The organism is Kordiimonas sp. (assembly GCF_048260245.1).
Classification (GTDB): Bacteria; Pseudomonadota; Alphaproteobacteria; order Sphingomonadales; family Kordiimonadaceae; genus Kordiimonas.
Window position 1 is genome coordinate 1 of record NZ_JBLXGZ010000005.1, and the last position, 12,739, is coordinate 12,739.

General features: G+C 55.1%; 12 protein-coding genes. 4 read left to right on the forward strand and 8 right to left on the reverse strand.

Translation table 11 applies throughout. The features are described from left to right. Together ACN0VM_RS04145 and ACN0VM_RS04150 are read right to left on the reverse strand one after the other, a co-directional pair. On the reverse strand, positions 1-306 hold a 306-nt coding region (locus ACN0VM_RS04145), incomplete at its 3' end, for a DUF924 family protein (protein WP_417449583.1). After that, positions 303-1,487, reverse strand: a complete 1,185-nt coding sequence (locus ACN0VM_RS04150; protein ID WP_417449584.1) for a M28 family metallopeptidase — start codon at positions 1,485-1,487, stop codon at positions 303-305. The genes ACN0VM_RS04145 and ACN0VM_RS04150, both read right to left, overlap by 4 nt. 135 nt (positions 1,488-1,622) lie before the next feature. On the opposite strand from ACN0VM_RS04150, the gene trmFO reads away from it, so the two are divergent. Further along, positions 1,623-2,960 carry a methylenetetrahydrofolate--tRNA-(uracil(54)-C(5))-methyltransferase (FADH(2)-oxidizing) TrmFO gene (gene trmFO / locus ACN0VM_RS04155; RefSeq protein ID WP_417449585.1) on the forward strand — a complete coding sequence of 446 codons (1,338 nt, stop codon included), beginning with the start codon at positions 1,623-1,625 and terminating at the stop codon, positions 2,958-2,960. 142 nt (positions 2,961-3,102) lie between these two features. On the opposite strand, the gene ACN0VM_RS04160 is transcribed toward trmFO, so the two are convergent. Then, the gene (locus tag ACN0VM_RS04160) at positions 3,103-3,471 is read right to left on the reverse strand and encodes a VOC family protein (protein WP_417449586.1); all 369 of its coding nucleotides are present in this window, start codon (positions 3,469-3,471) and stop codon (positions 3,103-3,105) included. Positions 3,472-3,784: 313 nt separating this feature from the next. Between ACN0VM_RS04160 and ACN0VM_RS04165 the strand changes: the two genes are divergently transcribed. From ACN0VM_RS04165 to ACN0VM_RS04175, 3 genes are all read left to right on the forward strand, one after another. Further along, the gene (locus ACN0VM_RS04165; protein WP_417449587.1) at positions 3,785-5,185 is read left to right on the forward strand and encodes a M20/M25/M40 family metallo-hydrolase; all 1,401 of its coding nucleotides are present in this window, start codon (positions 3,785-3,787) and stop codon (positions 5,183-5,185) included. Positions 5,186-5,326: 141 nt separating this feature from the next. After that, positions 5,327-5,896 (forward strand): PAS domain-containing protein, encoded by a 570-nt coding sequence (locus tag ACN0VM_RS04170; RefSeq protein WP_417449588.1) that lies wholly within the window; start codon positions 5,327-5,329, stop codon positions 5,894-5,896. A 78-nt stretch (positions 5,897-5,974) separates the two neighbouring features. Next, positions 5,975-6,589 carry a PAS domain-containing protein gene (locus tag ACN0VM_RS04175; RefSeq protein WP_417449589.1) on the forward strand — a complete coding sequence of 205 codons (615 nt, stop codon included), beginning with the start codon at positions 5,975-5,977 and terminating at the stop codon, positions 6,587-6,589. Between the two features lie 130 nt (positions 6,590-6,719). Here ACN0VM_RS04175 and ACN0VM_RS04180 read toward each other — a convergent pair whose 3' ends face one another. From ACN0VM_RS04180 to ACN0VM_RS04200, 5 genes are all read right to left on the reverse strand, one after another. Further along, a complete protein-coding gene (locus tag ACN0VM_RS04180; RefSeq protein ID WP_417449590.1) occupies positions 6,720-7,199 on the reverse strand; it encodes a tetratricopeptide repeat protein in 480 nt (159 codons plus the stop codon). Positions 7,200-7,360: 161 nt separating this feature from the next. Continuing rightward, complete coding sequence (locus ACN0VM_RS04185) at positions 7,361-8,371, reverse strand: RsmB/NOP family class I SAM-dependent RNA methyltransferase (RefSeq protein ID WP_417449591.1); 1,011 nt, start codon at positions 8,369-8,371, stop codon at positions 7,361-7,363. Between the two features lie 321 nt (positions 8,372-8,692). Further along, on the reverse strand, positions 8,693-10,162 hold the full coding sequence (gene guaB / locus ACN0VM_RS04190) for an IMP dehydrogenase (RefSeq protein ID WP_417449592.1): 1,470 nt from the start codon (positions 10,160-10,162) through the stop codon (positions 8,693-8,695). A 170-nt stretch (positions 10,163-10,332) separates the two neighbouring features. Further along, entirely contained in the window at positions 10,333-11,061 is a 729-nt protein-coding gene (locus tag ACN0VM_RS04195) for an RlmE family RNA methyltransferase (RefSeq protein WP_417449593.1), read from the reverse strand. Next, positions 11,054-12,436: a Ppx/GppA phosphatase family protein gene (locus ACN0VM_RS04200; RefSeq protein WP_417449594.1), complete on the reverse strand. Its 1,383-nt coding sequence runs from the start codon at positions 12,434-12,436 to the stop codon at positions 11,054-11,056. Before ACN0VM_RS04200 ends, ACN0VM_RS04195 begins: the two co-directional genes overlap by 8 nt. Positions 12,437-12,739 lie beyond the last annotated feature (303 nt).

Below are 12,739 nucleotides of genomic sequence, written 5' to 3' on the forward strand. Positions count from 1 at the left end.
AGCACTCCAGCCCTGCCCCACACCCTGCTGCACCGCTTCCTGTGACAGCACCAGCGCCAGCGCATCAGTGGCAAACGCCCGCGCGTCATCCCTGAACATGTTGCGCGGAAACTGATCCAGCACGATAATCTCGGCCAGCCTGCCCTCAGGCCGCGCGCGCCAGCGCCACAACTCGCCCTTTGCCGCAGCACCGTAAAGCGCACCAAACCGCCGCCTGATCAGATCGTCAAACGCCTTTGATTTTTTCCACCATGCTTCCGGCCCGGCCTCCGTGAACCAGAAATAGAGAATATCATCTGCTGTCATGGTCTGCTCCCTCGCGTCTTGCGCTGTTTTTGCGCCCGTTTTGGCACAAGGCGGATGATCGCCTCGCCAAAGCCTGCGGCCTCTTCCACCCGGTCAAGGTCCACCTTTTCCACGCTGTCTTCCATGGTGTGGATATGCGGCATATGGCCGTGCTCGTCATAAGCCGCAAGTGTCAGTGCGGAAATACCGTCCCGCACAAACCACACGCTGTCAAAGTCCCCCACCTTGTGGCGCGCGGGGCCGATATGCTCAAATTTCTTGTTTAGTTTCACCAGTGCGTGGGCGGCATGTGCCAGCGGTGTGTCATAATAAACCGGCGTAAAGCCCCCGCTTTCCACGACATACCCCAGCCTGCCAGAACCTACGGTGTCGAAATTCAGCACATGGGTATCACGCGTATGCAGTTCTTCTTCATGCTGTTCCCAATAATGCTGTGCGCCCAGCATGCCTGCTTCTTCCGCAGTGGTGATAACCAGTCGCACCTCGGCATCATCGGGCATATTGGCCCACAGACGGCTTGCTGCTTCCGTCGCAGCGGCAACACCTGTCAGGTTGTCATTGGCGCCGGGCGTATAGCCAAAACGCCAGCAATCAATGCTTGCCATCACCACCTGCGCCAACAGCGCAAGCGCACAAAAGCCCTGCACCGCCATGGGCACATCAATACCCGACAGGTCCGCCAACGGCACACACACACCAAAGGAGACAATACCAGTCGCCAGCCAGATATTAAGCTTGAAGTGTTTCACCTGCTGCGGCCGGTAGGCAAAGGACGCCGGGGCGCTGTCGATATGCGCCATCAGGATGAAAAGTCGCTGGCCCGCGCCCTTGCGCGCCACAAGGTTCGCCGTTGTGGACCGCGCTGTCAGCCACACAAGCCGCGCCACGCGCCAGTCAAAAAACCACAGGTGACTCAGAAGCAGCATTAACCCGCCGACCATCATCACCAGCGGGGCAAAACCCGCCAACAGCACAAAAAAGCATTGGCCCAGGGCGATCAGCCAAAAAAACGGCAGGTAACTGCGCGGGGTGAAAAAGCCTTCTTCATTCACGTCCACATCAATCTCGCCGGACAGCTTCGCCATCAGCATTTCGCGCGCTTCCATTTCCTCTTCCGTGCCCACACCCCGGTGTGGCCATTCACTTAAGGTCTCGAATATATCGCGTGCAGAAAGCGCCACGCCATCCCCCTTGATAAAGCCGCAACCACTATGGTGGTCATGACAGCCTTTTTGGCTTACATATTGGCCCAAAGTCCAGTAAACATGCGCGCAAACTAGGCATGTTTGATGCGAAAAAGAGTAAGGTGTAACGGTATGACAAATGCGTTAAAGGAAATCCACATCATTGGTGGCGGGCTTGCGGGCAGTGAGGCGGCGTGGCAGGCGGCAGAGGCAGGCGTGCCCGCGGTGTTGCATGAAATGCGTCCGGTACGCAAGACCGACGCCCACCACACCGATGGTCTGGCGGAGCTTGTATGCTCGAACTCGTTCCGCTCGGACGACGCCGTCAACAACGCCGTGGGCCTGTTGCATGAGGAAATGCGCCGCCTTGGCTCCATCATCATGACAGCGGCGGAAAAGCACAAGGTGCCCGCGGGTTCCGCCCTTGCGGTGGACCGCGACGGTTTCTCGGAAGAAGTTACCGGCCTCCTCAACAGTCACCCCAATATCACTATCGAGCGTGGCGAGATTGAGGGCCTGCCGCCCGCAGAATGGGACAATGTGATCATCGCCACCGGCCCGCTCACCAGCCCCGCGCTCAGTGAAGCCGTGCTGGAACTGTGCGGTGAAGACAGCCTTGCGTTTTTTGACGCCATCGCCCCGATTGTGGACAAGGACAGCATCAACTTTGATGTCGCATGGTTCCAGAGCCGGTACGATAAGGGCGACGGCGCGGACTATATCAACCTGCCAATGACCCGCGCGCAGTATGAAGAGTTCATCCATGACCTCAACACCGGCGAGAAGACGGACTTCAAACAGTGGGAGAAAGACACGCCCTATTTTGAAGGCTGCATGCCCATCGAGGTGATGGCCGAACGCGGGCCGGAAACCTTGCGCTATGGCCCGATGAAACCGGTGGGCCTCACCTGCCCGCACTGGGACGAAAAACCCTATGCCGTGGTGCAGCTCAGGCAGGATAACAAGCTGGGCACGCTCTACAACATGGTCGGCTTCCAAACCAAGCTGAAGTATGGCGAGCAGCAGCGCATTTTCAAGAAGATCCCGGGGCTTGAAAACGCCACCTTCTTCCGCCTTGGCGGCTTGCACCGCAATACCTTCCTCAACAGCCCCAAGGTGCTGGACGGCATGATGCGCATGAAGGCAGACCCGCGCCTCAGGTTCGCGGGGCAAGTGACTGGCGTTGAGGGTTATGTGGAATCAGCCGCCATGGGGCTTATGGCGGGCCGTATGGCCGCAACAGAGCGCAAGGGCGGTACACCCACCACCCCGCCCGCGACCACGGCTTTTGGCGCGCTTATCAGCCACATCACCGGCGGCGCCGACGCCAAGACCTTCCAGCCAATGAATGTGAACTTCGGCCTGTTCCCGCCCCTTGAAGGCAAGGTCTACAAGAAAGAACGCAAACCGGCGATGAGCCGCCGGGCGCTGGAAGCCCTTGAAGCTTGGAAAGCGACGGTTGAGGGGTAATGGCCTCAGCCACTACTCTCACGTCTTAACCGTCGTTCGTGCTTTTCTTGGTGTCACTCCCACGCCGGCAGGTGTCCTGGCGGGGTTTCCCCTTGGTTCATCTGCCTTTCTCTCTCCGGCATGACGGTGCGAATGTAGCATTCTAGCTCTGATACAGCGCAAAATGGCAGCCAGCAGGGTCACGCAGGACCGCCATGGTGCCGCCGCCTGCACCGCGCGGACCGTCAACGATGGTGCCGCCGGCCGCCTCAGCCACTTTCAGCGCGTCATCCATCGATGCCACGGTGAAATATGGCATCCACCCCGGCGGCACACCCTTGTTGCCGCCACGCGCGTGGCAGATGCCGCCGACGGCGTCGCCCGCGCTATCCATCATGACATAGTCGTCATAGTCTCCCATGCTGACGGCCTCAACACCCCAGCCGACTACATCCTTGTAAAAATCCTTCAGCCCTGACGCGTCATCAGTCGTGATGTCCAGCCAACCAACTTTACCTAATGCATCCGCCATTGTGATCCTCCCTTTTTCCACAAGCCAAACTCCGCCTACATTAACCAAGTTACAAGTCAAACGGTAGACATTGCTCAAGTCTCCCCCCCCACCACGCGCCACTCCCGCGCAGGCGGAAGACCAGACGATGTTTTCGTCCCGCCCCATGCCGACCATTCTGGATACCTTTCACACGCGAGCATGATGGCTGGTAAGGCCTCGGTACATAAGGCCGGGGGCTTCTCACACCCTCGTGATCATCCCGCTCTCTTGACCATCCCCCATTTCCACGCCACTCTCCCGTCTTTCTTGCACAGACAGATTGAGGGCATTCATGACAATGAAAAATATTCTGACGGCAGCCGCGCTGAGCATGGCACTGGGCGGCATGGCGACCGCGGCAGAGCTTGTGCCACTGGCCGATGAAAGTGTCGAAACAGCCAAAGTGCTGCGCGACAAGGCGCTGGAGAATGACGAGGCCTATGAGCTTCTGGCCTCCCTGACCACCGAGGTGGGCGCGCGCCTGGCCGCCAGTCCGAAGGAAGCCGAAGCGCAAGCCTGGGCCGTGGCCAAATTCCTCGAACTCGGGTTTGACCGGGTTTGGAAAGAACCGGTGATGGTGCCCAAATGGACCCGCCTGTCTGAGAGCGCCCATGTGGCAGAGCCGTTTGCGCAGCCGCTGACGATCACGGCGCTTGGCAAGTCTGTCTCCACGCCCGAGGGTGGTGTGCAGGCCGAGGTGGCGCATTTCGCCACCTTTGAGGACCTCAAGGCCGCCGACGCATCTGAGGTTGAAGGCAAGATCGTTTTCATCTCCAACCGTATGGAACGCTTCAAGACTGGCGCGGGCTACGGCCCTGCCGTCAGGGCACGTGGCGCCGGGGCGTCCGAAGCCGCCAGAAAGGGGGCCAAGGCCATCCTTATCCGCTCAATCGGGACAGACACACACCGCCTGCCCCACACAGGCGGCGTGAACTATGAGGAAGACGCTCCCAAAATTGCGGCAGCTGCGCTCTCCAACCCCGATGCAGACCAACTGGTGCGCATCCTCGGCTATGGTGAGACCGTCCAGCTGGACCTGACGATCCAGACAACGATGGAAGAGCCGGTTGAGATGTTCAACGTGATCGGTGAGGTCACCGGCAGTGAAGCACCGGACGAATTTGTTGTGCTGGGCAGCCATCTGGACAGCTGGGACCTGGGCACCGGTGCCATTGATGACGGCGCGGGCGTTGCCATCACCATGGCCGCCGCCAATCTCATCCAGGATATGGCGCCAAAGCGCCCGCGCCGGTCTATCCGCGTGATTCTGTTCTCGGCTGAAGAGCTGGGCCTTATTGGTGCACGCCAATATGCCGAAGCCCATGAAGGCAAGGACATCGACAAGCACATCATCGGCGGTGAATCCGATTTTGGTGCCGGGCCTGTGTGGGCTTTGGCCTCAACCGTGAACCCCGCCTCCTTGCATGTGGTGGACAAAATGGCCGCACTCATGGGGCCCCTTGGCGTGGTGCGCGCGGACCGCAAGGCATATGGCGGGCCTGACGTGGGCCAGCTTGGCAAGGTCGGCATGCCGGTTGTGGACCTGATGCAGGACGGCACCGACTATTTTGACCTGCACCACACCGCCGACGACACGCTCGACAAAGTGGACCCGGTCGCGCTCCGGCAAAATGTAGCGGCATGGGTAGTGTTCACCTATCTCGCCGCTGACTGGCCGGGCAGTTTCCGCTAGGTCTTTTAACGTAAGAAAAAAAAGAAGGCAGCTTTTGCTGCCTTTTTTTTGTGACATTATCCGCTTGCCTGCTACCATAGGAGGAATGAAAGCCAACTTACCGTGAGGAAAATGCGTCCACTACCTGAGACATGGCCCACCATGCCTATAAACCTGTGCCGCTTCTATGATGTCTGGCAGGCCGCGCGCGAGGCTAATCGCGGCGGCATTCCTCATCGTCATCAATTGGGCTTGCCTCAACTCAGAGCGCTAACCTCAAACCTTATGATTTATGAACGCGTCGCCTCAGGGAATCTACAGATTAAAATGAGCGGTACAAATCTTGATGCACAATTTGGGCGTAATCTAACCGGGGCTTGCGGTCACGAAATGGCGGAGCCAGAAGCCAACGCTGCTATGACTGCATTTCATCAAGCTCTTATTGATCACCCAGCGGGAGGACACGCGCAGGATATTCTCGTTAATCAGGTAGGAAAACGCGTTAAGGCAGAATATCTTATTCTGCCTTTGCTGAACCGCGAAGGAAAGAGGATTCAGTTTGCTTCGATGTGCGAAGCGGAAACTCAGGGCTTTGGCCAACCTGCGGACAGACCCGGCACCCGTATCACCTATAATGAGCTATTGAGTGCTCGGCATCTGGACATCGGGTTCGGTATTCCCGATTATAATTTCTTGATCACAACGAAGACTAACTCAATGAGCGAGGCGTAATGTTTTGGTCTTCAACTTTAAAAAATATGTTCGTGTACGAGACTATGACTAAACCCTTTGGGCACCTGTGAGGTAAAAATGCATTCACTGGCACCATTACCCGCCAAACTACAGATCTTTTATGAAGTTTGGTCAAAGGTACGAGACGGTAATCAAGGGGAAATACCCTTTCGTCATCAGCTCCAGATCAAGCACTTGTATAGCTTGGCATCAAACATGTTGGTCTACTGCCGCCTTCCTGATCGCGACCTTCAGGTCACCATGAGCGGTACGGCCTTTGATGAGAAATACGGACGTAATCTCACAGGCATGAATATTCAGCATATGGCGACCCCACGAGCTGCTAAAGCTTTCATCGCCTTTAACGGACCACTGCTGGAGTACCCAACGGCTGGATACACATGCGATACACTTGTTACCAAAAGCGGCAAACGCCTGAGGGATGAATATCTAATGCTGCCGCTACAAGATAAAAATGGGAAACGAACAGTGTGTGCGATGGTGTTTGAGACCCAGTCCGTAAGCTATGGCCTTCCCCCCGAGGGAAAGCATACTCACGCCACCTATGACGAACTGCAGGTCGCTCGACATATAGACATCGGATATGGAATTCCTGGTTGCGATTGCCCGATATTACGCGAAAATAACGCGGTCAACTCCGAAGTTAAAAAATCGAACCCAATTGTAAGTTAGCCGTTTTACACGTAGATAATATGCACCTATGTATTTCAGGTATTTACCATCATTCATCTAAGGTGTAACCGGCAGAAGTTGCCAGCATAACAAGATGAACATCGGGTTTTAACTGGAATACTGCTGCAGATTAGCCTTCGCTGGCCAAATCTGCACTAGCCTGCCTGGCACGGTATTCTTCAATAGCGGTGCTGACGGCCTCAAGCTCTGCGCAACCGCTCTGACACAACCGTGCAAGCTTTTCCCTGTTACCTTCAGCTTTTGTAGCCAGGTTGCGCTTCAAGAATGCGATTGCCTGCACTTCAAGAGCATCTTTATCGTTGGGCTCAATCTCCAGAGCCTTACGATAATATTTCAAGCCACTGCCGACATGTCCCTGCGCTTCGTGTGCACGGCCAAGCCCAATCAGTGCGTCAACATTAGCTGGATTGGCAACCAAGGCACGCTCATACAGAGCTTGAGCTTCCTGAGCTTTTTCTGCAGTCAGCGTTACTCGAGCTTCGACCACCAAGTCATTGGATAGAATGCGGTATCTCTCAGCGGTTTGCGCAAATGCACCACCGCCGGTGTGTACTAATATCGCAATCAAAAAGAAGTGCCTGAAACGCATACTTACCTCACTACTGATCTAATTTCACAGCCTACCCGCAATAACACGTGTTGTCTTCTCTTTTAGATAAAACGTGCTTATCAAGCGATAAAGTCACTATTTCTTGAGTGTATGCTGGATAGTCCAAAGAATTGGTAAACGAAGCGCTCTTATTAAGGATATTACTGGCGCTCCAGAATTGCGATGAAAAATCCATCTGTATCGTGTATATGCGGAACCAACTGCAAACACTTCAGCTCTAGGGCTGACGTATCCGGCCGATTACCGTCAAAAACTTTTCGCCAAACATCCCTATAGTCAAGAAGCTGCCAATCATCCTTGCTTTGTTCTATAAAGCTTTGAACTATATGCTCATTTTCTGATGGCAAAACGGAACAGGTCATGTAAACAAGCCAGCCCCCTACTTTAACCAAAGCTCCACCTTCCCGTAGCAAGTCGGCCTGCTGGACGTTTAATTCGGCAAGAGCCTTGTTGTTGTAACGCCAGCGCTGATCCGGATTGCGCCGCCATGTACCCGTGCCGGTACAAGGCACGTCCACCAACACCCGGTCCGCTTTACCCTGCAGACCATTTATAGCGGTTTTCCTGCCTTCACCCTGTGGCGCGATACGTGTCACCTGTATATTGCGCGCCCCAGCTCGCTGGATACGGGCGCGGAAGTTCGCAAGGCGCTTGCCGGATATATCAAATGCGTGAATTTGGCCTCTGTTTGTCATGTCAGCCGCGACCGCAAGGCTCTTGCCGCCGCCGCCGGCACATTGGTCTATAACCTGATGTCCAGGCTGCGCCGCCACCAGCGCAGAAGCGACTTGTGCCGCTTCATCCTGAATTTCCACAAGACCGTCGCGGTAGGCTTTTTCCGCACCAAGATTTACTCGGGTCGCAATGCGATATCCAAATTGAGAATACCTATTTTTTTCAATATATTTTGCAGAAACATTAATGTTTTTACTTAAATCAAAATCAACATTTTTCAACGCATTGATGCGAACGTCCAATGGTGCCGAGCGCAGGAACGATGCCATTGCCACGGCAAAATCATCTCCAAAACGCTCCTTGAGGCCTGACACGGCCCATGCTGGCACATTTAATTGCGCTTCAACGGGCGCAGTAGCCCAATCGAGGTCAAGCAGCTTGCCAACGGTGAGCGCCTCGTCTTCGGTGATAGCCACAGGTGCAAACTTGTCTTCCGCCCCGAAAAGGCCTAGCATTTCAGCATCATGATGCGCCAAATAGGCAAGTAACAGTGCACGCGCCTCAACAGGCAAGCCCACCGTCTGAAGCCCCCATGAGAGCCACTCGCGCTCTCGCAGAGTGGCATAGACAAGGTCGGAAATGGCGCGCTTGTCCTTAGAACCTGCAAAACGGCGGGCGCGGAAATACTCAGCGCTAATGCGATCGGCAGGTAAGCCCCTCGACACGATAGCAGCCTCGATTGAAGCCAATATCTCGATAACGGCAGCAAGTCGCGCTGAGAGTTGCATTCTATTCGCTTATTTTGCCGGGTAATTAGGCGATTCACGTGTAATGGTAACATCATGCACGTGACTTTCCTTTAGACCCGAGTTGGTAATACGCACAAAACTGGCGTTTTTGCGCATTTCATCCACGGTACGGTTACCCGTATACCCCATGCTGGCGCGCAAGCCGCCCACAAGTTGATGAAGCACATTAGCGGCAAGGCCCTTGTAGGGTACCTGCCCTTCAACGCCTTCCGGCACAAGCTTCAGCGTGTCCTTCACGTCGTCCTGGAAGTAACGGTCTGCGGAGCCCCGGGCCATCGCGCCCACAGAGCCCATGCCGCGATATGCCTTGTAGGAGCGGCCCTGATAGAGGAATACCTCGCCCGGCGCTTCTTCTGTACCCGCGAGCAGCGAGCCGACCATACAAGCGCTTGCGCCAGCAGCAATCGCCTTGGCAACGTCACCCGAGGTGCGCAAGCCACCATCCGCAATTATGGGTATGCCGTGTTTTGCGGCCACGCCTGCAACGTCACTGACAGCGGTAAGCTGTGGCACACCAACGCCTGCCACCACACGTGTCGTACAGATAGAACCCGGACCTATACCCACCTTAATGCAGTCCGCGCCCGCACCGATAAGTGCTTCAGCGGCCGCAGCTGTCGCCACATTACCTGCGACAAGTTGCACATGGCCCCAGGTTTTCTTAATTTTTTCGACTTGCTCGATCACGCGGGATGAATGACCATGTGCTGTATCAAGCACGATCAGGTCACATTCCGCGTCTGCCAGCATGCCAGCGCGCTCATAGCCCTTGTCACCCACTGTGGTGGCAGCCGCGACCCGGAGGCGACCCTGCGCGTCCTTACAGGCGTGCGGGTTTGCGACTGCCTTTTCCATGTCCTTCACGGTGATCAGGCCCACACAGCGATAGTCGTCATCAACGACAATGAGCTTTTCAATGCGGTGATGATGGAACAGCCGCTTTGCCTCCTCAGAGGAAACCCCCTGTTTGACGGTCACAACCTCGCGAGTCATAAGCTCGGAAACCGGCTGGTCCATATGGGTCGCGAAGCGCACGTCGCGGTTGGTGGCGATACCAACCAGTTTTTTTGGGCCAGCCCCTTCCGCGCGCTCCACGATCGGAATGCCGGAAATCTTGAACCGGGTCATCAACTCCATCGCGTCAGCCAGCGTTTGATCAGGGAACATAGTCACCGGATTGACGACCATACCGGATTCGAACTTCTTGACCTGACGAACCATCTCGGCCTGTTCTTCTTCTGTCACATTGCGGTGCAGTACGCCAATACCACCAGCCTGCGCCATCGCAATTGCCATAGGCGCTTCTGTTACCGTATCCATCGCCGCACTCAGGAGCGGCATATTAAGTTCGATTGACTTGGTGATTTTAGTGCGAACGTCAACTTGTGCCGGCATCACATCGCTGGCTGCGGGGACAAGAAGAACATCATCAAAAGTAAGACCGAGGCGAATATCCATTAGCTTTCCTGCTCATCAGTGGGCGCCGTAGGAGGCGCGTGACCAAGCCACTTTTGATGCGACTTCAGGCCAACCCTGGTTCGAGATATTCGCCGTTCAATAACCCCAAGCTGAGACAAAAATCAACGCTAAACTTGTTACTGGGGGAAACTAATGCGGCCAGAAGCTTTTCAGGTACCTCGTTCGTCTTGCTTTTCCCCTGGGGCGTGCCGCCGAAAGCCCTGCGCCACAACAAACCATTCTACACTATCCTGTCTACTGGCTGGCGGTTTCGTATGTTTAACCTTACGAAAATGGCGCCGCATCCTCTTCATCAGTTCATTGTCAGAGCCACCTTGCAGCACCTTGGCCGCAAAAGTTCCACCTTCTGCCAATACCTTGATCGCAAAATCAAGCGCTGCTTCACACAACGCCATAGTACGCATATGATCCGTCTGCTTGTGCCCTGTTGCCGAGTTCGCCATATCTGAGAGCACGATGTCCGCAGGGCCATCCAGAGCCTCGATCAAACGCTCTTCTGCTCCCTCGTCCAAAAAGTCCATCACCCAGATATCGGCTCCAGGTATCGGCTCCACTTCCTGCAAATCAATCCCGACAACCTGCGCGCCTTTAGGACACCGTTCGGTAATCACTTGGGTCCATCCACCAGGAGCACAGCCCAGATCCACAATGCGCATCGCCCCTTTTAGAAGGTCATAACGTTCATCAAGCTCTGCGAGCTTGAACGCCGCTCGGCTGCGATAGCCCAATCTGCGAGCTTCCGCAACATAGGGATCGTTGAGCTGTCGCTGGAGCCAACGGGTAGAAGAACTCTTGCGGCCCCGAGCGGTTTTCACTCTTACCTTGGCCCCACGGGCACGACTACGTGTATTCGATTGTGTGTTCCATCCCTTAGACATTCGTTTTTACCTTGTCTTGCCGTCTGCCACCCTGCCCGCGGCGACGGTTCCGGTGCCGCTGTGGCGGTTCGTCAAATTGCATCATGCCGCGCAGGATACCTTCTCGAATACCTCTGTCCGCCACCCGCAGGCTCGGTACATTCCACATCCCAAGGATCGCCTCAAGGATTGCACATCCCGCGACAACCAGATCCGCGCGCTCGGGCCCTATGCATGGCTGTTCGGAGCGTTCCAGATGAGTCATCTCTGCAACCTGTCGTGAGAGAGCATGAATATCACGGGACTTCATCCAGGCGCCGTCCACCTTTTCACGCATATACCTTGGTAGCTTAAGGTGTAGGCTCGCTAGGGTAGTCACCGTGCCAGATGTACCCAAAAACTGGGTTTGGCGCCGCGTTACCACCTCAGAGACACGGTGCGCATCTTCAAAAGCTTTCAAATGTCTCTCAACAATGGAAACCATTTGAGCGTAATTCTCCGGTGATACAGTTTGTCCAACTGTACCATAGCTTTCCGACAAGTTGACGACGCCCCATGGAATCGACATCCAACCGGTAATTTCTGATTTGTTCCCAGGCAAGACTCTTACCCATATCAGTTCCGTGCTACCGCCACCGATGTCAAACACCAGCGCATGCCTATTGCCTGGCGCGATAAGGGACTGACACCCCATAACGGCTAGCCGAGCCTCCTCCTTCGCGGAAATGACGTCGAGATTCAGACCCGTTTCTTCTTTAACCCTTGCAATAAATTCTTGAGAATTGTCCGCTACACGACAGGCTTCGGTAGCTACATGGCGCATACAGGTTACACCGCGCCGGCTGATTTTATCCGCACACACTTTCAGTGCCTCTATGGTGCGCTCCATCGCGGCATCCGACAGCCGGTTGCCGTTAGAAACCCCCTCACCTAGGCGTACAATCCGCGAAAACGCATCAATCACACGAAAACCGCCCTTGGTGGGGCGTGCAATTAGCAGGCGGCAGTTATTAGTGCCTAGGTCAATCGCACTGTAGATGTTCCGTGGTGGCCCCGTCACGTGCCGGCGTTGTTCATGGTGCGATCTCTGCCGTTGTGTTGCATTAGCCACAGTAGGCTGGTGAACCATGGTTTTTTGTTTACCGGAAAGTGAGGCCGATTGTTCAAGGCTCTGCTTATCAAACGACAATGCACCGCGCTCAGCCAATTTTCCGTCCGTGGGTTGGTTTGCCGTACTCCCCACAACTTCGGAAGCTGACACAGCTTCTTTCTTCGGGCTCCGCCTACGCGACCGACGCTTACGACGTTTATGGACATTACTCTTGGCGTGCTGGCGGTTTTCTTCTTTGCCTTCAACCGCCTGCCCTGGGCCTGCTGCCCCTGGGTCTAACGACATATTTTATCTCATTTTATAATTTTTATCACTGCTCACCGGCAGCTCACTTGGCTCCTGTCTATCATCCATTGACACATATATACAACAAAATTGCGCGGAGCATGAACGTGCAGCCGGATATATGTTCACATTTTGTTCTTGACACGCTCAACCCCAAACGTATAGAACATTTCAAGAACGGAGACCGAAATGACAGACTTATTTCACATCGTCACATTGCTGCTATTCGTCCTGATTGGTGGTGCAGGTATGGCCTCTATGCAAGACGGGGCCTCCTTGGTTCACCGCAGGCTAATGATGCTG

Coding starts and splice junctions, on each gene's coding strand:
- ACN0VM_RS04170 (WP_417449588.1), top strand. CDS start 5,327: ATGCCTATAAACCTGTGCCGCTTCTATGATGTCTGGCAGGCCGCGCGC.
- guaB (WP_417449592.1), bottom strand. CDS start 10,162: ATGGATATTCGCCTCGGTCTTACTTTTGATGATGTTCTTCTTGTCCCC.
- ACN0VM_RS04200 (WP_417449594.1), bottom strand. CDS start 12,436: ATGTCGTTAGACCCAGGGGCAGCAGGCCCAGGGCAGGCGGTTGAAGGC.
- ACN0VM_RS04160 (WP_417449586.1), bottom strand. CDS start 3,471: ATGGCGGATGCATTAGGTAAAGTTGGTTGGCTGGACATCACGACTGAT.
- ACN0VM_RS04175 (WP_417449589.1), top strand. CDS start 5,975: ATGCATTCACTGGCACCATTACCCGCCAAACTACAGATCTTTTATGAA.
- ACN0VM_RS04195 (WP_417449593.1), bottom strand. CDS start 11,061: ATGTCTAAGGGATGGAACACACAATCGAATACACGTAGTCGTGCCCGT.
- ACN0VM_RS04180 (WP_417449590.1), bottom strand. CDS start 7,199: ATGCGTTTCAGGCACTTCTTTTTGATTGCGATATTAGTACACACCGGC.
- ACN0VM_RS04165 (WP_417449587.1), top strand. CDS start 3,785: ATGACAATGAAAAATATTCTGACGGCAGCCGCGCTGAGCATGGCACTG.
- trmFO (WP_417449585.1), top strand. CDS start 1,623: ATGACAAATGCGTTAAAGGAAATCCACATCATTGGTGGCGGGCTTGCG.